This is a genomic window from Streptomyces sp. NPDC059852 (assembly GCF_042731455.1).
In the GTDB taxonomy this organism is placed as follows: Bacteria; Actinomycetota; Actinomycetes; order Streptomycetales; family Streptomycetaceae; genus Streptomyces.
This window is the reverse complement of the sequence record NZ_JBHWJK010000010.1, coordinates 224,441-247,376: the sequence shown is the minus strand read 5'-3', so window position 1 is coordinate 247,376 and position 22,936 is coordinate 224,441. Positions and strand designations below refer to the sequence as shown.

The following is a 22,936-nucleotide window of genomic DNA, read 5'->3' as shown; positions in this document are numbered from 1 at the left end:
GCGTTTCCGACTCTATCAGATCTTTCCGATCCGATTTCCTCGGTGCTTTCCAGGTTCCCGCTTCCGCGTTTCCCTTTCCGGCGGTTCCGACTTTACCAGATCCTTTTCGGTCCTGATCCCCAGTCAGCGGGGTTCGTCCTCCCGGCCGTTGGGCCGTTCCGACGAGTGAGACTTTAGCGGATTCCTGGCTCCCGATCTAATCGGGAGCCGGCGCCCTTTCGAACGCGGATTCCTCATTCCGTAAATACGCGCGCCAATGCCACGACGGCAGCCGAACGACTGTCATCGAAGAGTGGTTGGTACTTGCGGAGTGGCTGTCCGGGGACCGACCGGGGTCGGCGCTCACGTCGGACAACTCGGAGAACACTACGGATGGGCCCGGGGCGTGTCAACTTCGCTGCGGTCGGCACCCTGGGGGCGTACGCTGTGCGACATGACGACGCGCACGTACAGCCAGTTCTGGTGGGCCGCCTGACGGCGGCCGATGTCATGTGCGCACACACGGCCGCCGCCTCGGCGGCCGTTCTTGTTTCTCCCTCCTGAGGTTCCGAGGGTCGGCCGGCCGGGACGGCGGCCTCGACCAGGAGGTGGAGAGATGACGCGGGTCTTCAGCGGGATCAAGCCGACCGGGCACCTGACGCTGGGGAACTATCTGGGCGCGATGCGGCGGTGGGCCGCCGTGGACCAGCACAAGTCAGACGCCCTGTTCTGCATCGTGGATCTGCACGCGCTGACCGTGGACCACGATCCGGCGCGGGTGCGCAGACTCAGTCGGCAGGCGGCGACGCTGTTGCTCGCGTCGGGGCTGGACCCCCGGCTGTGCACGGTCTTCGTGCAGAGCCACGTGGACGAGCACGCGCGGCTGTCGTACCTGCTGGAGTGCGTCGCCACGGACGGCGAGATGCGGCGGATGATCCAGTACAAGGAGAAGGCGGCGCGGGAGCGGGTGCGCGGCGGGAGCGTACGGCTGTCCCTGCTGACGTATCCCGTGCTGATGGCGGCGGACATCCTGGCGTACGGGACCGACCAGGTGCCGGTCGGGGACGACCAGACGCAGCACGTGGAGCTCGCGCGGGACATCGCGGTGCGGTTCAACCAGCGGTACGGGCACACGTTCGTGGTGCCGCGGGCCACGCCGCCGCAGGTCGCGGCCCGGGTCATGAACCTTCAGGACCCGGCGTCGAAGATGGGCAAGAGCGATGACTCGGGTCCGGGGATCGTCTATCTGCTCGACGAGCCGGACGTGGTGCGCAGGAAGATCATGCGGGCCGTCACCGACAGCGGGCGGGATGTCGTGTACGACGCGGAGGCGCGGCCGGGGGTGGCGAACCTGCTGGAGATCCTCGCGGCGTGCACGGGTGGGAACCCATCGGAGCTGAGCGGTGTATATGAAACGTACGGGGCTTTGAAGAGGGACACCGCGGACGCCGTGGTCGAGGCTCTGAGGCCCGTGCAGGAGAGGCACAGGGAGCTGTGCTCGGATCCTGGCCATGTGGAGGGGGTGCTGCGGGATGGTGCGGAGCGCGCGAGGGCGATGGCCCGGCCGACCGTCGATGCCGCGTATCGGGCGATCGGCCTGCTGCCGGCGGCAGCGGTGGACGGTGCGGCCGTCGCTGATATCGGGGTGACCGTGTAGTCGGGGCCGCCCGGTGTCGGGCGGCCCCGGGGGTCAGCTGTTGCCGGAGGCCAGTTCGCGGCTGCGGTCGCGGGCGGCCTCGAGGGCGGCGATGAGGGCTGCTCGTACGCCGTGGTTCTCCAGTTCGCGGATGGCGTTGATGGTGGTGCCGGCGGGGGACGTCACGTTCTCGCGGAGCTTGACCGGGTGCTCGCCGCTGTCGCGGAGCATCGTCGCGGCGCCGATCGCGGACTGGACGATGAGGTCGTGGGCCTTGTCGCGGGGCAGGCCGAGCAGGATGCCGGCGTCCGTCATGGCTTCGACCAGGTAGAAGAAGTAGGCCGGGCCGGAGCCGGAGAGCGCGGTGCAGGCGTCCTGCTGGGACTCCGGCACGCGGAGCGTCTTGCCGACGGCGCCGAAGATCTCCTCGGCGTGGGCGAGGTGGGCCTCGTCGGCGTGGCTTCCCCCGGAGATGACGGACATGGCCTCGTCCACGAGGGCCGGGGTGTTCGTCATGACGCGGACCACCGGGGTGCCGGCGGCCAGGCGGGACTCGAAGAAGGAGGTGGGGATGCCCGCCGCGCCGCTGATGACCAGGCGGTCGGCGGGGATGTGCGGGGCGAGTTCGTCGAGGAGGGTGCCCATGTCCTGCGGCTTGACGGTGAGGATCAGGGTGTCGGCCGACTTGGCGGCTTCCGCGTTGCTGACCGGGGTGACTCCGTGGCGGGAGCGGAGTTCCTCGGCGCGCTCCGGGCGGCGGGCCGTGACCAGGAGGTCGGCCGGGGTCCAGCCGCCGCGGATCATTCCGCTGAGCAGGGCTTCGCCGATCTTTCCGGTGCCGAGGACTGCGACTTTCTGGGTCATGGCTGGGGTGCCCTCCGGGGGTTGCGTCGTCCGGGTTCATCCTCGCACCGGAGGGCGGGGTGCGCGGTGGCGTGTCCGGTGGGCGGGACGCGTGGGGGCGCGGGCGGTCAGGCCGTCCGGCGGCGCAGGGTCGCCGCGCCCAGGCCGAGGACGAGGAGGGCGCAGCCGGCGACGATCAGGGCGTCGCGGACGAAGGTGGCCGTCATGTCGGTGTGCTTGAGCACTTCGTTCATGCCGTCGACGGCGTAGGACATGGGGAGGACGTCGGAGAGGGCTTCGAGGGCGGGGTGCATGGCGTCGCGGGGAGTGAAGAGTCCGCAGAGGAGGAGTTGGGGGAAGATCACGGCCGGCATGAACTGGACGGCCTGGAACTCGGAGGCGGCGAACGCCGACACGAAGAGGCCGAGGGCGGTGCCGAGGAGGGCGTCGAGCAGGGCGACGAGCAGGAGCAGCCAGGGGCTGCCGGTGACGTCGAGGTCGAGGAACCACAGGGCGAGTCCGGTGGCGAGCGCGGACTGGACGATCGCGAGGGCGCCGAAGGCGAGGGCGTAGCCGGCGATGAGGTCGCCTTTGCCCAGCGGCAGGGCGAGGAGGCGTTCGAGGGTGCCCGAGGTGCGTTCGCGCAGGGTGGCGATGGAGGTGACCAGGAACATCGTGATCAGCGGGAAGATCCCGAGGAGGGAGGCGCCGATGGTGTCGAAGGTGCGCGGGCTGCCGTCGAAGACGTAGCGCAGCAGGAAGAGCATCACGCAGGGGATGAGGAGCATCAGGGCGATGGTCCTCGGGTCGTGGCGGAGCTGGCGCAGGACGCGGGCCGCGGTGGCGAGGGTGCGGGCGGGGCTGAGGGCGCCGGTGCGGGTGGGGCGGAGCGGGGTGGGTGTGCTGGCGGTCGTGCTCATCGGGTGGTCTCCTTCGCGCGGGCGGCGGCGGCCGCCTCGTCGACCAGGTGCAGGAAGGCCGCTTCGACGGTCTCGGAGTCCGTACGGGCGCGGAGGGCTTCGGGGGTGTCGTCGGCGAGGACGCGGCCCTCGCGCATGAGGAGGAGGCGGTGGCAGCGCTCGGCCTCGTCCATGACGTGGGAGGAGATGAGGAGGGTGGCGCCGCGGGAGGCGGCGATGTCGTGGAAGAGGGCCCAGAGGTCGCGGCGCAGGACGGGGTCGAGGCCGACGGTCGGTTCGTCCAGGACGAGGAGCTCGGGGGCGCCGAGGAGGGCGACGGCCAGGGAGACGCGGCTGCGCTGTCCGCCGGAGAGGGCGCCGGCCAGGGCGTCGGCGTGGCTGGTGAGGTCGACGTCGGCGATGGCGCGGGTGACGTGCTCGGCGCGCCGGTCGGCGGCGGAGCGGCCGGGGTCGAGGATCGCCGCGAAGTAGTCGAGGTTCTGGCGGACCGTCAGGTCGTCGTAGACGGAGGGGGCTTGGGTGACGTAGCCGATGCGGGTGCGCAGGGAGGGGTGTCCGGCGGGGTGGCCGAGGACGTCCAGGGTGCCGGTGACCTTGGCCTGGGTGCCGACGACGGCCCGCATGAGGGTGGTCTTGCCGCAGCCGGAGGGGCCGAGCAGGCCGGTGATCTGCCCGCGCGGGACGGCGAAGGCGAGGTCCCGCAGGACCTGGCGGGTGCCTCGGACCACGTTGAGGGAGTCGGCCCGGACGGCGGGCTCCTCGGGGGTGCCGTCGGGAGGGTCGGTGCGGACGGCGTCGTAATTCATCATGCGATGAATAATGCTCGCGCCGGGCCGGGAGCGTCAAGCGCCCTGCGGGCTCCCGCTGCTCGGGCACCTCCGCCTAGGGCGCCGGGGTGAGGGCGACGATCAGGTCCACGTCGTAGGTCTCCTCGACCGTCCCGTCCGGGAAGGCGTCGAGGAGGTGGCGCCTCTCCTCGTCGAAGAAGGCGGTGCTCGCCTCGATGCCGTGGACCAGGAAGACCGAGTGGCTGCCGAGGTTGGCGAGGTGGGTGTCGACGGGGACGCGCCGGCTCCAGCGGACCCTGCGGGAGGTGAAGGCGAGGCGGCCGGTGGGGTCGGCCTGGGCGGCCCGGTCGCCCCGGCCCTGCTGCGCGACCGCGGGGGCGGGGCCGCCGGAGTCGAGGCCGAAGCGGCGCTCGATGCGGACCGCCTGCGCGACGTGCCAGGGGATGTCGAGCGGGGTGATGTTCCACCAGAGGGCCAGCGCGCCGCCGGGGCGCAGCACCCGCAGCGCCTCCGGCACCGAGCGGGCGGGGTCGGTCCAGTGCCAGGCCTGGGCGTAGGTGAGGAAGTCGGCGGAGGAGGTGGCCAGGGGAAGGGCGTCGCCGTTGCCCCGCACGAGCGGGATGCCGGGGTGGCTGTGGCGGAACTGGGCCGCCATGCCGTCGCCGGGCTCCACCGCCAGCACGTCGGCGCCGCGCTCGCGCAGCAGGGCCGTGGCGATCCCGGTGCCGGCGCCCACGTCGACGACCCGCGCGCCGGTCAGGGGCCGTCCCGCGAGTTCCTCGACCGCGTCGAAGAGGGCGGATGGGTAGGAGGGGCGGTTCGCCGCGTACTGGGCGGCGGCGGAGTTGAAGGAGTGGGCGCGGGCTGCGTGCGAGGGGGCCGTCATACGGCCATGGTCCTCTGGTGATGGGCCGGGGGCAGGACGGCCGGGGATGCAACGGCGACCGCGGCCGGGTGTGAGTGTGGGGGCGTGGCGGCGCGGGCGCCTCAAGTGCGGCGCTTGCGCTTCACCTCAGGTGCGGCGCTTGCGCTTGGACGGGTTGCCGGTGCGGCGGGTGGTGCGGGACTCGTGCCGTTTGCGGGCGGTCTCGTACTCCTGGCGGTGCAGCTTCTCGCCTGGGGCCTCGACGAGGGAGCGGAAGAAGTAGGCGAGGAGGGAGCCGACGAAACCGATCGTGAGCAGGCCGCGCAGGCTCGCCTGGCGGTCCGGGTCGGGGCGCTTGGTGAAGCCGTCCCAGGTGTGGCGGAACGCGAGCGCGCTGCAGACCGCGAACATCACCACGACCAGCAGGGTCACGAAGCTGCCGCTGCCGGCGATCGCGATCCCCTCGTAGGCGAAGCGCAGCACGAGGCAGGCGGCGGCCGCGGCGGCCAGGGAGCCGACGGCCACGCCGGCCCGGCGGAGCGCGTAGCCGTGGTCGTGGTCGACCCAGGTCGTGCCGAAGAAGCGCAGGGGCTCGGGGCGGGGGCCCGAGGAGCCCGCGGGGGTGGCCGGGGTGCCGTTCGTGTCGCTCACGCGTCGATTATCGCCCCGGCCCGCCCGCGGGCCGTGCCCCGCTACGAGCAGCGCGGGCGGATGTAGCCGTCGCTGCCGGTCTGGATGTAGGCGTCCGAGACGTACTCGCCGTTGGCGATGTTGTCCCAGATGGACGAGGTGCCGTAGGGGCCGGTCACGCTGGTGCCGGGCCGCTGGCAGTAGATCGCGACCCGCGCGCCCTCGGGCAGGACCTTGACGATCGGGTAGCTGGTGCCCGGTCCGCTGCGGACGTTGAGGCGCACGCCCGGCGCCACCGGGAAGGTGGCCACGGCCGCGGCGGCGGCGAGCGTGGTGACGGCGTCGTCCTCGCCGCGGTCCGTCACGTCGGCACGGTCAATAGACATAGGTACTCCCCCCGTTGGAGCCCACGACGATCGTGGGGCCCCGTTGATTCCCCCAAATCACGCCACGAAACAGGCGTCCACACATCGAACGCGCACACTAGCAAGCCTCCTCTGTCCCGCACGCCTCATCGACTAGGCTCCGTGCGTCGCGCGCGTGGACGAACAGCACGGGGGTGGTCCCATGGCGTCACGGCACAACATCGCGGCGGGCGCGGAAGCGGAACTTCACGAGTACGCCGGTCCCTACCGCCTGGAGTCGCACCTCGGTTCCGGGGGCATGGGTGTCGTCCACCTGGCCAGGAGCACCTCGGGCATGCAGGTCGCCGTCAAGGTCGTGCATGCCGAGTTCGCGAAGGACCCCGAGTTCAGGGGCCGTTTTCGGCAGGAGGTCGGGGCGGCGCGCAAGGTCAGCGGGGCCTTCACGGCACCGGTGGTGGACGCCGATCCGGAGGCCGGACGGCCGTGGATGGCCACGCTGTTCATCCCCGGTCCGACGCTCTCCGGCCATGTGAAGCGGAACGGTCCGATGGACCCCGCGCAGCTGCGGCGGCTGATGGCCGGGCTGGCGGAGGCGCTGCGGGACATCCACCGGGTCGGCGTCGTGCACCGCGATCTCAAACCGAGCAACGTCCTGCTCGCCGACGACGGGCCGAAGGTCATCGACTTCGGCATCTCTCGGCCAAAGGACAGCGAACTGCGGACCGAGACGGGCAAGTTGATCGGCACACCGCCGTTCATGGCCCCGGAGCAGTTCCGGCGGCCCCGGGAGGTCGGTCCCGCCGCGGACGTCTTCGCGCTCGGCTCGGTGCTGGTGCACGCGGCGACAGGGCGGGGGCCGTTCGACTCGGACAGCCCGTACGTCGTCGCGTACCAGGTCGTCCATGACGAGCCGGATCTGACCGGGCTGCCGGAGGACCTGGCGCCGCTCGTGCTGCGCTGTCTCGCCAAGGAGCCCGAGGACCGGCCCACCCCGGACGAGCTGATGCGGGAACTGCGGTCCGTGGCGGCGTCGTACGACACGCAGGCGTTCATACCGGCGCAGCGCACGAGCGAGGAGGGGGACCCCGAGCCGGAGCAGCGGCCGAAGCGCGGCTTCACCGGCCCGCGCCGGCCCCGGACGGGGAGGCGGGGGCGGGTGGCCCTGGTGACGGCGGCCGCCGTGGTGGCGCTGGGCGTCGCCGCGGGTGCCGTGCTGTGGCCGGGGGACGGGGACGGGCCGAAGCGGGAAGCAGAGGGGGGGAAGCCCGCCGCAGCGTCGGCGGTCCCGGCCTGGGCCGTGGAGCCGTCACCGAAGGACGGCGGTCTGCCGCGGTGCGCTCAGGAGGACCGGCGGCTGCTGTGTGCGCAGCCGGGGCTGGTCAGCGCGCTCGACCCGGCGGACGGCCGGGTGCTGTGGCGGTACGAGCCGGCCGAGGGGGGCGTGGCGGGCCGTGCGCCCGAGGTCTCGGGTGGGCTCGCGCACGTGCTGACCCACGGGGGCCGGCGGCTGGAGGCGCTCGACCCCGCGTCCGGTGAGCGCCGGTGGGAGCTGGACGTGTCGGCGTACCGCGGATTCCGGTTCGCGGGCGACATGCTGGTGCTGATCTCGGCGGACGGCGGGGCGCGGGGCGTCGACAGCGCGACCGGCAGGACCCGCTGGGAGCGGCGGATACCGGGGCTGGGTGACGCACAGGCCCTGTCGTTCCCGGGGAATCCCTGGCTCTTCACCGCGCGTACGTCGGCCGACGGCACCCGTACGCGCGTGCGGTCCATCGACCCGGAGGACGGCACGGTGCGCTGGGACGCGCCGTTCGACGGCACGGTGGTGCCCGTGGGCGCCACCGACGGCGAGGTCTTCCTCGTCGTGGGCGGCGGAGCCTACGGCGAGGTGACGGCTGTCGTCCGCTACAGCCCGGCGTCCGGCGCGACGCGGCGCGTGGCCCTGTCGGAGTCGCTGGGCCAGGCGCAGGCCGGGGTCCGCGACGGGACCGTCTACCTGCTGGGGGCGGGCGGGTCCCTGGTCGCCGTCGATCTGCGCGCGGGCCGGCAGCGATGGTCGGTGCAGACCGGCGTCAGCCAGGGCTCGGCACCGGTCTCGGACGGCCGGCACGTCTACCTGAGCGCGGCCGACGGGCGGCTGCTCGCGGTGGACGCGGCCGAGGGGCGGCTCGCCGGCCAGACGGACCCCCGGCTGAACCCGGACGCGGCGGCGGCCACCGCGGATCTGCCCGCGCCCGCGCTGGGCGGCGGGCGGGTCCACGCCACCGCCCCGGACGGCACGGTCTTCGCCGTCGACGCGCGCTCGCCCGGCACCTGGTGAGCCGGTCCGCGCACGGCGAAGGGGCCGCCTTCCGAGGAGACGGCCCCTTCGCTTCCTGACCGAGCGGGTCAGCCCAGCTTCGAGACGTCGCGCACCGCGCCCTTGTCGGCGCTGGTGGCCATCGCCGCGTAGGCGCGCAGGGCCGCCGAGACCTTGCGGTCGCGGTTCTTCGGCGCGTACGCGCCGTTCAGCGCCTGCTCGCGGCGGGTGAGCTCCGCGTCGTCGACGAGCAGGTCGATCGTGCGGTTCGGGATGTCGATGCGGATGCGGTCGCCGTCCTCGACGAGGGCGATGGTGCCGCCGGACGCGGCCTCCGGGGAGGCGTGGCCGATGGACAGGCCCGAGGTACCGCCGGAGAAGCGGCCGTCGGTGATCAGCGCGCAGGTCTTGCCCAGGCCGCGGCCCTTGAGGAAGGACGTCGGGTACAGCATCTCCTGCATACCGGGGCCGCCCTTGGGGCCCTCGTAGCGGATGACGACGACGTCCCCGTCGGTGACCTGCTTGTTGAGGATCTTCTCGACGGCCTCCTCCTGCGACTCGCAGACGACGGCCGGGCCCTCGAAGGTCCAGATGGACTCGTCCACGCCCGCGGTCTTCACGACACAGCCGTCGACGGCGAGGTTGCCCTTGAGGACCGCGAGGCCGCCGTCCTTGGAGTAGGCGTGCTCGACGCTGCGGATGCAGCCGCCCTCCGCGTCCTCGTCGAGGGCCGCCCAGCGCTCCGACTGGGAGAACGCCTCGGCCGAGCGGACGCAGCCGGGGGCCGCGTGCCACAGCTCGACGGCCTCCGGCGAGGGCGAGCCGCCGCGCACGTCCCACGTCTTCAGCCAGTCGGACAGCGACGGGCTGTGGACGGCGTGGACGTCCTCGTTCAGCAGGCCGCCGCGGTGCAGCTCGCCCAGCAGGGCGGGGATGCCGCCGGCGCGGTGCACGTCCTCCATGTAGTACGTGCGGTCCTTGGCGACGTTCGGGGCGACCTTGGCCAGGCAGGGGACGCGGCGCGAGACGGCGTCGATCTCCTCCAGGCCGAACGGGACGCCCGCCTCCTGGGCGGCGGCCAGCAGGTGCAGGATCGTGTTGGTGGAGCCGCCCATCGCGATGTCGAGCGCCATGGCGTTCTCGAACGCCGCGAAGGTGGCGACGTTGCGCGGCAGGACCGTCTCGTCGTCCTGCTCGTAGTAGCGGCGGGTGATGTCCATGACGGTGCGGGCGGCGTCCTCGTACAGGCCCTTGCGGGCCGTGTGCGTGGCGAGGACCGAGCCGTTGCCCGGCAGGGAGAGGCCGATGGCCTCGGTGAGGCAGTTCATCGAGTTGGCGGTGAACATACCGGAACAGGACCCGCAGGTCGGACAGGCGTTCTCCTCGATACGGAGGATGTCCTCGTCCGAGATCTTGTCGTTCACGGCGTCGGAGATCGCGTCGACCAGGTCGAGGGTGCGGACCGTGCCGTCGACGAGCGTGGCGCGGCCGGACTCCATGGGGCCGCCGGAGACGAACACCGTCGGGATGTTGAGGCGCAGCGCGGCCATCAGCATGCCCGGGGTGATCTTGTCGCAGTTGGAGATGCAGATCAGGGCGTCGGCGCAGTGCGCCTCGACCATGTACTCCACGCTGTCCGCGATGAGGTCGCGCGAGGGCAGGGAGTAGAGCATGCCGCCGTGACCCATGGCGATGCCGTCGTCGACGGCGATCGTGTTGAACTCGCGCGGGATGCCGCCCGCCTCGCGGATGGCGTCGGAGACGATCCGTCCGACGGGCTGGAGGTGGGTGTGGCCGGGCACGAACTCGGTGAAGGAGTTCGCCACGGCGATGATCGGCTTCCGGCCGATGTCCGCACCGGGTACACCGGAGGCGCGCATAAGGGCGCGGGCGCCCGCCATGTTGCGGCCGTGGGTGACTGTGCGGGACCTCAGCTCGGGCATCGTCGCTCGCTCCTTCAGACAGATAGGGCTGCTAATGAGCGTACGCCGCTCATCCAGTGGGCGGGACGAGGTGTCCGCGATGCGGGACGGATGTCTCGCGGACGGGTCGGCGACCGCCTCCGGGGCGGGCCTCAGGGGCCGGTGAGATGCCCCTGCACGACGGGGGCCACCCGCGCGACGATCCGCTCCAGGTCGGCCGAGGCGATCGGCTCGATCTTGATGACGTACCGCATCATCGCGATCCCCACGAGCTGCGCGGCGGCCAGCTCGGCGCGCAGCTCCGCGTCCGGCGCGTCGATCTCCCCGGCGATCCGGCGCAGCAGCTGACTGGCGACGAGGCGGCGGAACACGGTGGCCGCGACCTCGTTGGTCACCGCGGACCGGACGATCGCGAGCAGCGGCTTACGGGTCGCCGGGTTCTCCCAGAGCCCGAACAGGAAACGGGTCATCCGCTCGCCGACGTCGTCCAGCGGTGCCGCGAGGACGGCGTCGCGCGCCTTCAGGGCGGGGACGAGGGCGACCTCGACGGCCGCCTCGAAGACCTGTTCCTTGGTGCCGAAGTAGTGGTGGACGAGGGCCGAGTCGACCCCGGCGGCCTTGGCGATGCCGCGCACCGACGTCTTCTCGTAGCCCCGCTCGGAGAACTCCTCGCGGGCCGCGTCCAGGATGCGCTCACGGGTGCCGGCGGACTCGGTGCGCGGGGGACGGCCGCGGCGTCGCGCGCCCGGCCCGCCCGGGGCCGGTCCGGGGCCGGTCACGGCCGGGGCACCTTCACCGCGGACGCCAGGTGGAGCCGGGTGAAGGCGAGGGCCTCCGCGAGGTCGGCCTCCCGTTCGGCGCCGGACATGGCGCGCCGCGTGTTGACCTCGATGACGACGTGCCCGTCGAAGCCGGTCTGGGCGAGACGCTCCAGCACCTCCGCGCAGGGCTGGGTGCCGCGGCCGGGGACGAGGTGCTCGTCCTTCGCGGAGCCCCGGCCGTCGGCGAGGTGGACGTGCCCGAGCCGGTCGCCCATGCGGTCGACCATCTGGAGCGCGTCGCAGCGGGCGGTCGCCGTGTGGCTGAGGTCGATCGTGAAGTGCCGGTAGTCGTCGCGGGTGACGTCCCAGTCGGGGGCGTAGGCCAGCATCTCGCGGTCGCGGTAGCGCCAGGGGTACATGTTCTCGACGGCGAAACGCACGTCCGTCTCGTTCGCCATGCGCCAGATGCCCTCGACGAAGTCCCGGGCGTACTGGCGCTGCCAGCGGAACGGCGGGTGCACGACGACCGTGCCGGCCCCCAGCTTCTCGGCGGCGGCCTGGGCACGCTGCAGCTTGGTCCACGGGTCGGTGGACCACACACGCTGGGTGATCAGCAGGCAGGGGGCGTGGACGGCCAGGATGGGGATGCGGTGGTAGTCGCTGAGCCGGCGCAGCGCCTCCAGGTCCTGGCTGACCGGGTCGGTCCACACCATGACCTCGACACCGTCGTACCCGAGGCGCGCGGCGATCTCGAAGGCCGTCGCCGTCGACTCCGGATAGACCGAGGCCGTCGACAGGGCGACCTTCGCATCCGGGATGCGCACCACTGGATCTGCCACGAGGGACAGCGTACGGGGACTCCCGCGGCCCGCGGGAACGGGATGACCATGTGCCCGGCGCCGTCGTACACAACCGGCCACCTGTGCGAACAGGGCATTTGCGAGCCGGGCGGCGGTCCGGGCCCCGGCCGGGGTGTGGTGGGCTTCACGCGGGTGGTGCGGTGGACCGCCGGGGCGCGTGCGGCGGAGCCGGGCGCCGCCGAGGGCCCGCCCGCACGGCCGTCAGGGAGTCATGTGGTCCAGCTTGCGCAGGATGACTCCCTCGCGCAGGGCCCAGGGGCAGATCTCCAGCGTCTCCACGCCGAACAGGTCCATGGCGCCCTCGGCGACCAGGGCCCCGGCGAGCAGCTGTCCCGCGCGGCCGTCGGAGACACCGGGCAGCTCCGCGCGCTGGGCGGCGGTCATCCCGGCCAGCCGCGGGACCCACGCCTCCAGGGACTCCCGCTTCAGCTCGCGCTGCACGTACAGGCCCTCCGCGGACCGGGCGGCACCGGCGATCCGGGCCAGCTGGCGGAACGTCTTGGACGTGGCGACGACGTGGTCGGGCGCCCCGAACCGGCTGAACTCGCCGACGGTACGGGCGATCTCGGCCCGCGCGTGGCGCCGCAGCGCGCGTATGTCCTCCGGGTCCGGCGGGTCGCCCGGCAGCCAGCCCGCGGTGAGACGGCCCGCGCCCAGGGGCAGGGACACCGCGGCGTCCGGTTCCTCGTCGATGCCGTACGCGATCTCCAGGGAGCCGCCGCCGATGTCCAGCACGAGCAGTTTCCCGGCCGACCAGCCGAACCAGCGCCGGGCGGCCAGGAAGGTCAGCCGGGCCTCCTCGTCCCCGGCGAGGACCTGGAGCTCGACCCCGGTCTCGTCCTTCACGCGCGCGAGGACCTCGTCGGCGTTGACCGCCTCGCGCACGGCGGAGGTGGCGAAGGGCAGGACCTCCTCGACCCCCTTGTCCTCGGCGGCCTGGAGCGCCTCGTGGATCACGCCCACCAGACGGTCGACGCCCTCGGTGCCGATGGCGCCCTCGTCGTCGAGGAGTTGGGCGAGGCGCAGCTCTTCCTTGTGCGAGTGCGCGGGCAGCGGGCGCGCGCCGGGATGCGCGTCCACCACCAGCAGATGCACCGTGTTGGAACCCACGTCGAGGACACCGAGTCTCATGTACGGCACGCTACTGCCCGCCGGGCGCCGCTCCGTCCTCGAATCCGCAGGTGCGCACGCCGTACCCTGGACCCGTGCCAAAGACGAAAAAGGCGAAGGACGACAAGACGGCCAAATCAGCCAGGGTTTCTTCGCAGGCGAAGGCAGCCGCGGTGGCGAAGCGTCCCAGGAAGGCCCCGGAAGCGGACGAGAAGGGGCTCGACTTCGCACGCGCGTGGGTGGAGTTCCCTGATCCGGCGGACGACGAGCAGGTCTTCCGCTGCGATCTGACATGGCTGACCTCTCGCTGGAACTGCATCTTCGGCAGCGGCTGCCAGGGCATCCAGGCGGGCCGCGCGGACGACGGGTGCTGCACGCTGGGCGCGCACTTCTCCGACGAGGACGACGAGAAGCGCGTCGCGGAGCATGTGGCGCGACTCACTCCGGACATCTGGCAGCACCACGACGAGGGCACACGCAACGGCTGGGTGTCCGAGGACGAGGACGGCGACCGCCAGACGCGCCCCTTCAACGGTTCGTGCATCTTCCAGAACCGCCCCGGCTTCCCCGGCGGCGCGGGCTGCTCGCTGCACATCCTCGCCCTGCGGGAGGGCCGCGAGCCGCTGGAGACCAAGCCGGACGTCTGCTGGCAGCTTCCGGTCCGGCGCACCTACGACTGGATCGACCGGCCCGACGACACGCGTGTGCTGCAGATCTCGATCGGCGAGTACGACCGCCGCGGCTGGGGCCCCGGCGGCCACGACCTGCACTGGTGGTGCACCTCGGCGACCTCGGCGCACGGCGCGGGCGAGCCGGTCTACGTGTCCTACCGGCCCGAGCTGATCGAGCTGATGGGCAAGGAGGGCTACGACCGCCTGGTCGAGCTGTGCGAGGAGCGGCTGGCCTCGCAGCTGCCGCTGGTGGCCCCGCACCCGGCGGACCCGATCGCCTGATCGGCAGGACACCGCCCTACGAGTCCGACGGGCTCGGCTCGCCGCTCCCGTCGGACGGCGGCGCGGAGTCCGCCGGGCCGGACGGGTCCGTCGGGCCGGGCGTGGACGGGTCCGTCGAGGGAGGCGGCTCGGTGCCGGGCTCACCGGGCGTCGGGTCGGTCGGTGCCGGCGTGCTGGGCGTCGGATCGGGACCGGACGACGACGGCGGCGGATCGCTGGGCGTCCCGGGGCCGGTCGGCCGGCCGGGGTCCGAGGGCGTCGGCGCGGTGCCGTAGCCCTGGATGGTGACCAGGGTCCCGGCGGGTGAGATCGCCAGACGCCCGCTCCAGAACCCGGACGGCTCGCGCAGGTGGTCGACGAACACCTTGACCGTGGCCGACTCGCCGGGCGCGAGCGTCCCCGACGACCGGCTCAGATAGAGCCAGGGCGCGGAGGTGCTCGCGGACCAGCGCACCGGTGCGCGGCCCGTCGCCCGGAGCGTGACCAGCGTGGTGTCGCCGCTGGTCGACGCCGACACCTCCAGCCGGGCGGCGCTCTTCCCGCCGGTGCCGCCGACGCTGACGACCTCCACGGAGACGTCCGGATCGTCGTCGCGTCCGGCGAAGCGGTCGTCCTGGCGGGGGCTGGCGTTGCCGGCGTTCTCGTAGCCGCCGTCCGCGCCCTGCCCGTCGAGGGCACCGGGGCCGTGCGCCGCGCCGGCGGTGGCCGAGTGCCCGTCGGCGGACTCGCCGGTCGGGGTGCCCCGGTAGGCCGCCCACAGGGCGAGGACCGGGGCGGCGACGACGGTGGCGACGACGGTCGTGGTGACGGCACGCGCGCGCAGCCGGTCCCGGCGGGCGGCGCGGTCCTTCGGGTCCATCGGGAAGCCACGCCGGTCGAAGCGGGGCGACACGGCTCCCCGCGCGCGGGGGGAGTGCGCGAGCGCCCTGTGCAGGGCCGCGCGCGGGGCGGGCAGGATGGGCAGCTCCGCGGGGGTGACGGCGGCACCGGGCCACCGGCCGGGGACGGCGCGCTCGGCCGTGCGTCGGCAGCGCGGGCAGTCGTCGACGTGCCGGACGAGCTCACGGCGCAGGGCGGTGCCGAGGACGAGCTGCTGGTCGCCGGTGAGCCGGGCGACGCCCGGGCAGGTGCCGGTCTCGACGACGGCGAGGGCCGCGCGGGTGCGTTCCACCTCGCAGGCGGCGGAGGCGAGCAGCTCGCGTGCGGCGGCGAGACCGAGGCCGAGGACGGCGGCGACCTCATGGGCGGCGAGGTGGTGGCGCACGGCGAGTTCGAGGGCCTCGCGCTGCTCCGGGGTGGTGCCGGCGGCCTCCGGCCAGGCCAGCCGGGCGAGTTCGCGGCGCCGCTGCTCCTGGACGTCCTCGGGGACGGACGGGCCCGGCTCGGGTCCGGTCGTCCCCCGGTGGGCGCCGTGCCGGCCCGCCGCGTGGCTGCCCTGACGTTTCTGCTTGGCCTCGGCCAGCTTGCGCAGGCACGCCCAGCGGGCCAGCGCGTACAGCCAGGGCCGGCGGTCGGCGGGGCCGGCCGGCATCCGCTGCCCGCGGCGCTCGGCGAGCGCGAGGACGTCGGCGAGGGCGGCGGTCGCGGCGTCGTGGTCGCACAGCACGGACAGGCAGTAGGTGAACAGCCCGTCCAGATACGGCTCGTAGCGCGCGGGCGGGTGCTGCGCCACCGTTCGCGCCGCCGCACGATCACGCGCTTCCCGATGCGCCCTGTGCGCGCCGGTGGTGCGGGTCGGGGTCTCCGGACTGCTGCTCGTCATTGGGGGACCGTAGGCGGCCGGCGCCGGCGCCTTCTCCCTGCTTGAGCACATTTAATCCGTACGGGTGAAACGATCCCTCAATGGGGTACAGAAGCCCCGGTTTCCATGTCCCGTACATGCCGAACGCATGCCGGACGCGCGCCGAGCCCCCTGCCGGGCCGGTCCGCGGCGGGGGCGCTGTCAGTGGCCTCGGCTACGGTTCTTCGCATGGCTGCCCGTACCAAGTCCACCAAGGACCGCCCGTCCTACCGCTGCACCGAGTGCGGCTGGCAGACGGCCAAGTGGCTCGGCCGCTGCCCCGAGTGCCAGGCGTGGGGGACGGTCGAGGAGTACGGCGCGCCCGCGGTCCGCACCACGGCCCCCGGCCGGGTCACCAGCTCCGCCCTGCCGATCGGCCAGGTCGACGGCCGTACGGCGACCGCCCGCAGCACCGGCGTGCCCGAGCTGGACCGGGTCCTCGGCGGCGGCCTGGTGCCCGGCGCGGTCGTCCTCCTCGCGGGCGAGCCCGGCGTCGGCAAGTCCACGCTGCTGCTGGACGTCGCCGCCAAGTCCGCGAGCGACGAGCACCGCACCCTCTATGTCACGGGCGAGGAGTCCGCGAGCCAGGTGCGGCTGCGCGCCGACCGCATCGGCGCCCTCGACGACCATCTGTACCTCGCGGCCGAGACCGATCTGTCGGCCGTGCTCGGGCATTTGGACGCGGTGAAGCCGTCCCTGCTCATCCTCGACTCCGTGCAGACGGTGGCCTCCCCGGAGATCGACGGCGCCCCCGGCGGCATGGCCCAGGTCCGCGAGGTGGCCGGAGCCCTGATCCGCGCCTCCAAGGAGCGCGGCATGTCCACGCTGCTCGTGGGACACGTCACCAAGGACGGCGCCATCGCCGGTCCCCGCCTGCTGGAGCACCTGGTCGACGTGGTGCTGCACTTCGAGGGCGACCGGCACGCGCGCCTGCGGCTCGTCCGGGGCGTCAAGAACCGCTACGGGGCGACGGACGAGGTCGGCTGCTTCGAGCTGCACGACGAGGGCATCACGGGCCTGACCGATCCGAGCGGCCTCTTCCTGACCCGCCGTGACGAGCCGGTGCCGGGCACCTGCCTGACGGTCACGCTCGAAGGCCGCCGCCCCCTGGTCGCCGAGGTCCAGGCGCTCACCGTCGACTCCCAGATCCCCTCCCCCCGGCGGACGACGTCCGGGCTGGAGACCTCGCGGGTGTCGATGATGCTGGCCGTGCTGGAGCAGCGCGGCCGGATCAGCGCGCTCGGCAAGCGGGACATCTACACGGCGACGGTCGGCGGGGTGAAGCTCTCGGAGCCCGCGGCCGATCTCGCGGTGGCCCTGGCGCTGGCCTCCGCCGCGAGTGACACACCTCTCCCCAAGAATCTCGTCGCGATCGGCGAGGTGGGCCTCGCGGGCGAGGTCAGACGGGTCACGGGCGTGCAGCGCAGACTGACCGAGGCCCACCGTCTGGGCTTCACGCACGCCCTCGTCCCGGGCGACCCGGGGAAGGTCCCGTCGGGCATGAAGGTGCTGGAAGTGGCCGACATGGGGGACGCCCTCAGGGTCCTTCCGCGCTCGCGTCGGCGAGAGGCCCCACGGGACGGCGAGGACCGCCGGTAGACTTTGCCCAGGTCTCGCCCGTCCGTACGAACCGAATGTGCGAAACGGGAGCGCCTTGGAACCTGCGACCGGAGGAGTGCAGTGGCAGCCAACGACCGGGCAGCAGCTCCCGGAAAGGCCGGCGGGAGCTCCGGTGCCGATGGCCTGATGCGCGCCTCACTGAGCGCCGTGGCACCGGGCACGGCGCTGCGCGACGGCCTGGAGCGGATCCTCCGCGGCAACACCGGCGGACTCATCGTCCTCGGCTCCGACAGGACCGTCGAGGCGATGTGCACGGGCGGATTCGTCCTGGACGTCGAGTTCACGGCGACGCGGCTGCGTGAGCTGTGCAAGCTCGACGGCGGCATCGTGCTCTCGTCGGACCTGTCGAAGATCCTGCGGGCCGGCGTCCAGCTGGTCCCGGACCCGACGATCCCCACGGAGGAGACGGGCACCCGGCACCGCACGGCGGACCGGGTCAGCAAGCAGGTCGGCTTCCCCGTCGTCTCGGTCTCGCAGTCGATGCGGCTGATCGCGCTGTACGTGGACGGTCAGCGCCGCGTCCTGGAGGACTCGGCGGCGATCCTGTCCCGCGCCAACCAGGCGCTGGCGACCCTGGAGCGCTACAAGCTCCGTCTGGACGAGGTCGCGGGCACGCTGTCGGCGCTGGAGATCGAGGACCTGGTGACGGTCCGGGACGTCTCGGCGGTCGCCCAGCGTCTGGAGATGGTCCGGCGCATCGCGACGGAGATCGCCGAGTACGTGGTGGAGCTGGGCACCGACGGACGGCTCCTGGCGCTCCAGCTGGACGAGTTGATCGCCGGTGTGGAGCCCGAGCGCGAGCTCGTGGTGCGCGACTACGTCCCCGAGCCCACCGCCAAGCGCTCCCGCACGGTCGACGAGGCGCTGTACGAGCTGGACGCCCTGTCCCACGCGGAGCTCCTCGAAATGCCCACGGTCGCCAAGGCGTTGGGTTACACCGGCTCCCCGGAGGCGCTGGACTCGGGCGTCTCGCCGCGCGGCTTCCGGCTGCTGGCCAAGGTGCCGAGGCTGCCGGGTGCCATCATCGACCGGCTGGTGGAGCACTTCGGCGGCCTGCAGAAGCTGCTGGCCGCCAGCGTCGACGACCTCCAGACCGTGGACGGCGTCGGCGAGGCCCGCGCCCGCAGCGTCCGCGAGGGCCTGTCCCGCCTGGCGGAGAGCTCGATCCTGGAGCGGTACGTCTAGCCGGGCATCAGGGACCGACTGCTAGTCCTTGTCGAGCACGAACGACGTCTGGACCGTGCCGAAGCCCGGCGTCTTCGTCTCCACCAGGTAGGTCCCGGCCTTGGCCGCACCGGCCTTCGGGGTCGCGCACTGCGGCGCGCTCGGCTTGCGGTCCCACTTCACGGTGTACGTGATGCTCGCCTTGGCCGGCACCCGGAACTGCAGATTGCCGGCGCCCTCGGGGCAGTCGGCGGAGGACCAGATGTCGTCGTCGGCGCCGGCCTGCGTGATGGTCGTCACGGCGTTCTTCGGGCCGAGGTCGATCTTGCAGTCGTAGCCGGAGGAGTTCGCCGCCGTCAGCCGCAAGGTCGGCTGCCGGCCGGGCGCGTAGGAGTTGCGCAGGCTGCGCAGCGTCAACTTCACCTGTCCGGCGATGCAGTTGGGCAGCGAGGACCCTTCGGCGACCGTGTCGCCCGCGCCGACCGCGGTGCCCGGACCGCCGCCCGCGGAGCCGCCGCCGGAGCCGGCCTCGCCGCCGGAACTCCCGGCCTCACCGCCGCCGGAGCCCGATCCGGAGCCGTCGTCCGCACCCGATCCGCCGGAGTCCGAGCCGCCCGGCGACTCGTCGCGTCCACCCGGCGCCTGGCTGATGGCCGGGCCCGAACCCGACGGCCCCGGAGTGATCGTCGAGGGCGAGGGGTTCTTGCCGTCGGACCCGCCGGCGTCGTTGTTGCCGCCGCCACCGCCCGAGGTGACCACCCAGGTGACCACGAGGGCCAACAGGGCGACCACGGACAGCATGACGGCCCTCCGTCGCCAGTAGATGGAGGAGGGAAGCGGCCCGACCGGATTGCGCAGAGATCCCACGGCGCAAACTGTACGAGAGATCGGTGCCCGACCTGGTGTCACCCGCCGCCGAGACGACAACTTTTCCGGATCATCATCCCGGAGACGTTCCGGAACGCCCTTCCGCCGCCGAACTGCTCGGACCCGGACGGCACTTCACGGCGGCGATCACGGGCGGCGGGCTGAGGCGGCCCACCGCCCGCCCCCGGCGGGAAACGCACCGACACCGCCGCCTCCCCTTCCCGCCGCCCCCGGCATGGCAGGATCGGAAGGCCATGACTGCGCCCACGAAACCCCCGCACAGCCACTCCGCCGCGCCCCGTTCCGACGGCCCCCACGGTCAGCCGATGCACGGCGCCGTCATCGACTGGTTCGAGGAGAACGCACGCGACCTCCCCTGGCGGCGCCCCGACGCCGGCCCCTGGGGCGTGATGGTCAGTGAGTTCATGCTCCAGCAGACCCCGGTCAGCCGCGTCCTGCCCGTCTACGAGCAGTGGCTGGCCCGCTGGCCCCGCCCCGCCGACCTCGCCAAGGACACCCCCGGCGAGGCGGTCCGCGCCTGGGGCCGGCTCGGCTACCCGCGCCGCGCGCTGCGGCTGCACGGCGCCGCCGTCGCCATAGCGGAACGGCACGGCGGCGACGTACCGACCGACCACGCCCAGCTCCTGGCGCTGCCCGGCATCGGCGAGTACACGGCGGCCGCGGTCGCCTCCTTCGCGTACGGCCAGCGGCACGCCGTCCTGGACACCAACGTCCGCCGGGTGCTCGCCCGGGCGGTGACCGGTGTGCAGTACCCGCCGAACGCCACGACGGCCGCCGAGCGCAAACTCGCGCGCGCGCTGCTCCCGGAGGACGAGCGCACCGCCTCGCGATGGGCGGCCGCGTCGATGGAGCTGGGCGCGCTCGTGTGCACGGCGAAGAACGAGGCCTGCCACCGTTGCCCGATCGCCGCGCAGTGCGCGTGGCAGCTGGCGGGCAAGCCGGAGCACGAGGGCCCGCCGCGCCGGGGGCAGACGTACGCCGGGACCGACCGTCAGGTGCGCGGCAAGCTGCTCGCCGTGCTGCGCGACGCGCACGCGCCCGTGCCGCAGGCCGCGCTCGACCGGGTGTGGCACGAGCCGGTACAGCGGGCCCGCGCCCTGGACGGCCTCGTCGCGGACGGTCTGGTCGAGCCGTTGCCGGACGGGATGTACCGGCTGCCGGCGAGCTGACAGCCCCCGGGAGGACCGGTCCCTGTCACAGGAACCGGGCTCCCGCGCCCCGTACTTCACAGCCGTTCCTCAGTCCAGACCCGGACATATCGGCACACAGTAGCTCCAACAACCCTGGTCGTTTCGCCCGTTTCCTGCTTCCGTTACACAACCGACGGACAGCCGAGCGTTCCCCGCAGGCTGCCTCGGACAGCCCCGTGACAACGCCTCCGTAGCTTCTTTCCCGTACCCGGCAGACGGGGACGACCACGAAGCACAGGCAGGAAGACCGACGGCGAACGGGCCGCCGGTGACGGGGAATCAGGAGGCGGTCAGCATGGCGCAGGGAGAGGTGCTCGAGTTCGAGGAGTACGTCCGCACCCGGCAGGACGCGCTGCTGCGCAGCGCCCGCCGGCTGGTCCCGGACCCGGTCGACGCCCAGGACCTGCTGCAGACCGCGCTGGTGCGCACGTACCACCGCTGGGACGGCATCGCGGACAAGCGCCTCGCCGACGCCTACCTGCGCCGCGTGATGATCAACACCCGCACCGAGTGGTGGCGTGCGCGCAAGCTGGAGGAGGTGCCCACCGAGCAGCTGCCCGACGCCTCGGTCGACGACGCCACCGAGCAGCACGCGGACCGCGCCCTGCTGATGGACATCATGAAGGTTCTCGCTCCCAAGCAACGCAGTGTCGTCGTCCTGCGACACTGGGAGCAGATGTCCACGGAGGAGACGGCCGCCGCCCTCGGCATGTCGGCGGGAACGGTCAAGAGCACGCTGCACCGGGCGCTCGCCCGGCTCCGCGAGGAGCTGGAGAACCGCGATCTGGACGCACGCGCGCTGGAGCGTGAGGAGCGGGAGCGTTGCGCGGCCTAGGCACGACGACGGGCGGCACCGGGCGCTCGGACGACGGCGGTCCCGGCACCGAACCGGACGCCGAGGACGACGAATCCGCGGTCCGGGGGAATCTTCAGGCGGCGTTCACGGCGGTGGCCGTGGTCGTCGCCCTCGCCCTTTTCGCCTCCGCCTGTGCCACCGGCGGCACCGGCGCCCGGGACGAGGGCCCGGCGCGCGCGGAGAGCGTGGGCAGTTCGGCCTACACCTCCCCGGAGCTCGCCTCGGCCTCCCCCACCCCGGTTCCGGACCGGCGCGCGGCCGTGCGGCTGGTGCTGGCGGACCCCGAGGTCTCCCGGCAGGTCAAGCGGGCGCTGAAGCCGTGCGTGTCCGACGAGTACCCCGTGGACGTGTCGTACGGTGACCTCACCGCAGGGCCGGCCGACGACATCGTGGTCAACGTCCTGTCCTGCGGGGACGCGGTCGGGGTCGCCTCGTACGTGTACCGGGAGCGCGACGGCGCGTACCGGAACGTCTTCAGGGCCGAGGAGCCTCCCGTCTACGCCGAGATCGACCGGGGCTACCTGGTGGTGACCGAGCAGGTGTACGCCAAGGACGACGCGCTGTCGAACCCGTCGAGCGAGAACGTCGTGTCGTACCGGTGGAGGTCCGGCCGGTTCGTGCGCGAGTACAGCACGCACACCGACTACGGCACCCTGGACGACGGCCAGGACACGCCCGCGCCGGCCGGCTGAGTGGCGCCGCCCACGGCGGTGAACGCTTCGCCGGGCCCACGCGTCTGTCAAGTGAGCACGTCCGCCGCACCCCTGACCGCACACGAGGACTGAGAGCACCTGGATGGCAGAGCAGACCCACGTCCTGTTCGTCGAGGACGACGACGTCATCCGTGAGGCCACCCAGCTCGCCCTGGAGCGGGACGGCTTCGCGGTCACGGCCATGCCCGACGGGCTGTCGGGGCTGGAGGCGTTCCGGGCCGACCGGCCCGACATCGCGCTCCTGGACGTCATGGTCCCGGGCCTGGACGGCGTGAGCCTGTGCCGCCGCATCCGCGACGAGTCGACCGTGCCGGTGATCATGCTGTCGGCCCGCGCGGACTCCATCGACGTGGTGCTGGGCCTGGAGGCGGGCGCCGACGACTACGTGACCAAGCCGTTCGACGGTGCCGTACTGGTCGCGCGCATCCGGGCGGTGCTGCGCCGCTTCGGGCACGCGAACGGCGGCGACCGTGCGGAGGACGACGGCGACGGGGCCGCCGGCGGGCTGCTGACCTTCGGGGACCTGGAGGTCGACACGGAGGGCATGGAGGTGCGCCGGGCCGGGCAGCCGGTGGCGCTCACGCCGACCGAGATGCGGCTGCTGCTGGAGTTCTCCTCCGCGCCCGGGACCGTGCTGTCCCGCGACAAGCTGCTGGAGCGCGTGTGGGACTACGGCTGGGGCGGGGACACCCGGGTCGTGGACGTCCATGTGCAGCGGCTGCGCCAGAAGATCGGCCAGGACCGGGTCGAGACGGTCCGTGGCTTCGGCTACAAGTTGAAGGCCTGAGCGGGGC

Annotated in this window: 21 protein-coding genes; 9 read left to right on the top strand and 12 right to left on the bottom strand. The window is 73.0% G+C overall.

Annotation, left to right across the window (positions count from 1 at the left end; translation table 11 throughout):
- The first annotated feature begins 595 nt into the window (after positions 1-595).
- A complete protein-coding gene (trpS, locus tag ACFV46_RS16235) occupies positions 596-1,636 on the top strand; it encodes a tryptophan--tRNA ligase (protein ID WP_385498622.1) in 1,041 nt (346 codons plus the stop codon).
- A gap of 33 nt (positions 1,637-1,669) precedes the next feature.
- Here the strand turns inward: trpS and proC are convergent, their stop codons facing one another.
- From proC to ACFV46_RS16205, 6 genes are all read right to left on the bottom strand, one after another.
- Positions 1,670-2,479 (bottom strand): pyrroline-5-carboxylate reductase, encoded by an 810-nt coding sequence (gene proC, locus ACFV46_RS16230; RefSeq protein WP_385498621.1) that lies wholly within the window; start codon positions 2,477-2,479, stop codon positions 1,670-1,672.
- Between the two features lie 107 nt (positions 2,480-2,586).
- Complete coding sequence (locus tag ACFV46_RS16225; RefSeq protein ID WP_385498620.1) at positions 2,587-3,378, bottom strand: ABC transporter permease; 792 nt, start codon at positions 3,376-3,378, stop codon at positions 2,587-2,589.
- Positions 3,375-4,187 carry an ABC transporter ATP-binding protein gene (locus ACFV46_RS16220; protein WP_385498618.1) on the bottom strand — a complete coding sequence of 271 codons (813 nt, stop codon included), beginning with the start codon at positions 4,185-4,187 and terminating at the stop codon, positions 3,375-3,377. Before ACFV46_RS16220 ends, ACFV46_RS16225 begins: the two co-directional genes overlap by 4 nt.
- Positions 4,188-4,260: 73 nt before the next feature.
- A complete protein-coding gene (locus ACFV46_RS16215) occupies positions 4,261-5,052 on the bottom strand; it encodes a class I SAM-dependent methyltransferase (RefSeq protein WP_385498617.1) in 792 nt (263 codons plus the stop codon).
- Between the two features lie 126 nt (positions 5,053-5,178).
- Complete coding sequence (locus tag ACFV46_RS16210; protein WP_361931340.1) at positions 5,179-5,682, bottom strand: EamA/RhaT family transporter; 504 nt, start codon at positions 5,680-5,682, stop codon at positions 5,179-5,181.
- A 41-nt stretch (positions 5,683-5,723) separates the two neighbouring features.
- Positions 5,724-6,047, bottom strand: a complete 324-nt coding sequence (locus ACFV46_RS16205; RefSeq protein WP_376729265.1) for an SH3 domain-containing protein — start codon at positions 6,045-6,047, stop codon at positions 5,724-5,726.
- Positions 6,048-6,228: 181 nt separating this feature from the next.
- Here ACFV46_RS16205 and ACFV46_RS16200 point away from each other — a divergent pair, with 181 nt between their 5' ends.
- Complete coding sequence (locus tag ACFV46_RS16200) at positions 6,229-8,346, top strand: serine/threonine-protein kinase (protein WP_385498616.1); 2,118 nt, start codon at positions 6,229-6,231, stop codon at positions 8,344-8,346.
- 68 nt (positions 8,347-8,414) lie between these two features.
- Here the strand turns inward: ACFV46_RS16200 and ilvD are convergent, their stop codons facing one another.
- The 4 genes from ilvD to ACFV46_RS16180 all read right to left on the bottom strand — a co-directional run bounded on the left by ilvD (position 8,415) and on the right by ACFV46_RS16180 (position 12,999).
- Positions 8,415-10,268, bottom strand: coding sequence for a dihydroxy-acid dehydratase (ilvD, locus tag ACFV46_RS16195; RefSeq protein ID WP_361931348.1), 1,854 nt, complete (start codon positions 10,266-10,268; stop codon positions 8,415-8,417).
- A 131-nt stretch (positions 10,269-10,399) separates the two neighbouring features.
- Positions 10,400-11,026: a TetR family transcriptional regulator gene (locus ACFV46_RS16190; RefSeq protein ID WP_385498615.1), complete on the bottom strand. Its 627-nt coding sequence runs from the start codon at positions 11,024-11,026 to the stop codon at positions 10,400-10,402.
- Positions 11,023-11,847, bottom strand: a complete 825-nt coding sequence (locus tag ACFV46_RS16185) for a sugar phosphate isomerase/epimerase (protein WP_283287321.1) — start codon at positions 11,845-11,847, stop codon at positions 11,023-11,025. Before ACFV46_RS16185 ends, ACFV46_RS16190 begins: the two co-directional genes overlap by 4 nt.
- Before the next feature lie 222 nt (positions 11,848-12,069).
- The gene (locus tag ACFV46_RS16180; protein WP_361931352.1) at positions 12,070-12,999 is read right to left on the bottom strand and encodes a Ppx/GppA phosphatase family protein; all 930 of its coding nucleotides are present in this window, start codon (positions 12,997-12,999) and stop codon (positions 12,070-12,072) included.
- A gap of 74 nt (positions 13,000-13,073) precedes the next feature.
- Here ACFV46_RS16180 and ACFV46_RS16175 point away from each other — a divergent pair, with 74 nt between their 5' ends.
- The gene (locus ACFV46_RS16175; RefSeq protein WP_376729262.1) at positions 13,074-13,931 is read left to right on the top strand and encodes a hypothetical protein; all 858 of its coding nucleotides are present in this window, start codon (positions 13,074-13,076) and stop codon (positions 13,929-13,931) included.
- Between the two features lie 16 nt (positions 13,932-13,947).
- On the opposite strand, the gene ACFV46_RS16170 is transcribed toward ACFV46_RS16175, so the two are convergent.
- On the bottom strand, positions 13,948-15,693 hold the full coding sequence (locus ACFV46_RS16170) for a hypothetical protein (RefSeq protein WP_385498613.1): 1,746 nt from the start codon (positions 15,691-15,693) through the stop codon (positions 13,948-13,950).
- A 207-nt stretch (positions 15,694-15,900) separates the two neighbouring features.
- Here ACFV46_RS16170 and radA point away from each other — a divergent pair, with 207 nt between their 5' ends.
- Together radA and disA are read left to right on the top strand one after the other, a co-directional pair.
- On the top strand, positions 15,901-17,310 hold the full coding sequence (gene radA / locus ACFV46_RS16165; RefSeq protein WP_385498611.1) for a DNA repair protein RadA: 1,410 nt from the start codon (positions 15,901-15,903) through the stop codon (positions 17,308-17,310).
- Positions 17,311-17,391: 81 nt separating this feature from the next.
- Positions 17,392-18,516 carry a DNA integrity scanning diadenylate cyclase DisA gene (gene disA, locus ACFV46_RS16160; RefSeq protein WP_361931363.1) on the top strand — a complete coding sequence of 375 codons (1,125 nt, stop codon included), beginning with the start codon at positions 17,392-17,394 and terminating at the stop codon, positions 18,514-18,516.
- A gap of 21 nt (positions 18,517-18,537) precedes the next feature.
- Here the strand turns inward: disA and ACFV46_RS16155 are convergent, their stop codons facing one another.
- Positions 18,538-19,362, bottom strand: a complete 825-nt coding sequence (locus ACFV46_RS16155) for a hypothetical protein (protein WP_361931365.1) — start codon at positions 19,360-19,362, stop codon at positions 18,538-18,540.
- A gap of 254 nt (positions 19,363-19,616) precedes the next feature.
- On the opposite strand from ACFV46_RS16155, the gene ACFV46_RS16150 reads away from it, so the two are divergent.
- The 4 genes from ACFV46_RS16150 to cseB all read left to right on the top strand — a co-directional run bounded on the left by ACFV46_RS16150 (position 19,617) and on the right by cseB (position 22,929).
- On the top strand, positions 19,617-20,552 hold the full coding sequence (locus ACFV46_RS16150) for an A/G-specific adenine glycosylase (protein WP_385498610.1): 936 nt from the start codon (positions 19,617-19,619) through the stop codon (positions 20,550-20,552).
- Between the two features lie 316 nt (positions 20,553-20,868).
- Positions 20,869-21,408 carry a SigE family RNA polymerase sigma factor gene (locus ACFV46_RS16145; protein WP_055624676.1) on the top strand — a complete coding sequence of 180 codons (540 nt, stop codon included), beginning with the start codon at positions 20,869-20,871 and terminating at the stop codon, positions 21,406-21,408.
- A complete protein-coding gene (locus ACFV46_RS16140; protein ID WP_385498609.1) occupies positions 21,396-22,121 on the top strand; it encodes a hypothetical protein in 726 nt (241 codons plus the stop codon). Before ACFV46_RS16145 ends, ACFV46_RS16140 begins: the two co-directional genes overlap by 13 nt.
- Before the next feature lie 103 nt (positions 22,122-22,224).
- Positions 22,225-22,929, top strand: a complete 705-nt coding sequence (gene cseB / locus ACFV46_RS16135; protein ID WP_361931372.1) for a two-component system response regulator CseB — start codon at positions 22,225-22,227, stop codon at positions 22,927-22,929.
- The last annotated feature ends 7 nt before the right edge of the window (positions 22,930-22,936 follow it).

Excerpts from the sequence above, each read along its gene's own strand:
- trpS (WP_385498622.1), top strand. The coding sequence starts at position 596 with ATGACGCGGGTCTTCAGCGGGATCAAGCCGACCGGGCACCTGACGCTG.
- proC (WP_385498621.1), bottom strand. The coding sequence starts at position 2,479 with ATGACCCAGAAAGTCGCAGTCCTCGGCACCGGAAAGATCGGCGAAGCC.
- ACFV46_RS16225 (WP_385498620.1), bottom strand. The coding sequence starts at position 3,378 with ATGAGCACGACCGCCAGCACACCCACCCCGCTCCGCCCCACCCGCACC.
- ACFV46_RS16220 (WP_385498618.1), bottom strand. The coding sequence starts at position 4,187 with ATGATGAATTACGACGCCGTCCGCACCGACCCTCCCGACGGCACCCCC.
- ACFV46_RS16215 (WP_385498617.1), bottom strand. The coding sequence starts at position 5,052 with ATGACGGCCCCCTCGCACGCAGCCCGCGCCCACTCCTTCAACTCCGCC.
- ACFV46_RS16205 (WP_376729265.1), bottom strand. The coding sequence starts at position 6,047 with ATGTCTATTGACCGTGCCGACGTGACGGACCGCGGCGAGGACGACGCC.
- ACFV46_RS16200 (WP_385498616.1), top strand. The coding sequence starts at position 6,229 with ATGGCGTCACGGCACAACATCGCGGCGGGCGCGGAAGCGGAACTTCAC.
- ilvD (WP_361931348.1), bottom strand. The coding sequence starts at position 10,268 with ATGCCCGAGCTGAGGTCCCGCACAGTCACCCACGGCCGCAACATGGCG.
- ACFV46_RS16180 (WP_361931352.1), bottom strand. The coding sequence starts at position 12,999 with ATGAGACTCGGTGTCCTCGACGTGGGTTCCAACACGGTGCATCTGCTG.
- ACFV46_RS16170 (WP_385498613.1), bottom strand. The coding sequence starts at position 15,693 with ATGACGAGCAGCAGTCCGGAGACCCCGACCCGCACCACCGGCGCGCAC.
- radA (WP_385498611.1), top strand. The coding sequence starts at position 15,901 with ATGGCTGCCCGTACCAAGTCCACCAAGGACCGCCCGTCCTACCGCTGC.
- ACFV46_RS16150 (WP_385498610.1), top strand. The coding sequence starts at position 19,617 with ATGACTGCGCCCACGAAACCCCCGCACAGCCACTCCGCCGCGCCCCGT.
- ACFV46_RS16145 (WP_055624676.1), top strand. The coding sequence starts at position 20,869 with ATGGCGCAGGGAGAGGTGCTCGAGTTCGAGGAGTACGTCCGCACCCGG.
- cseB (WP_361931372.1), top strand. The coding sequence starts at position 22,225 with ATGGCAGAGCAGACCCACGTCCTGTTCGTCGAGGACGACGACGTCATC.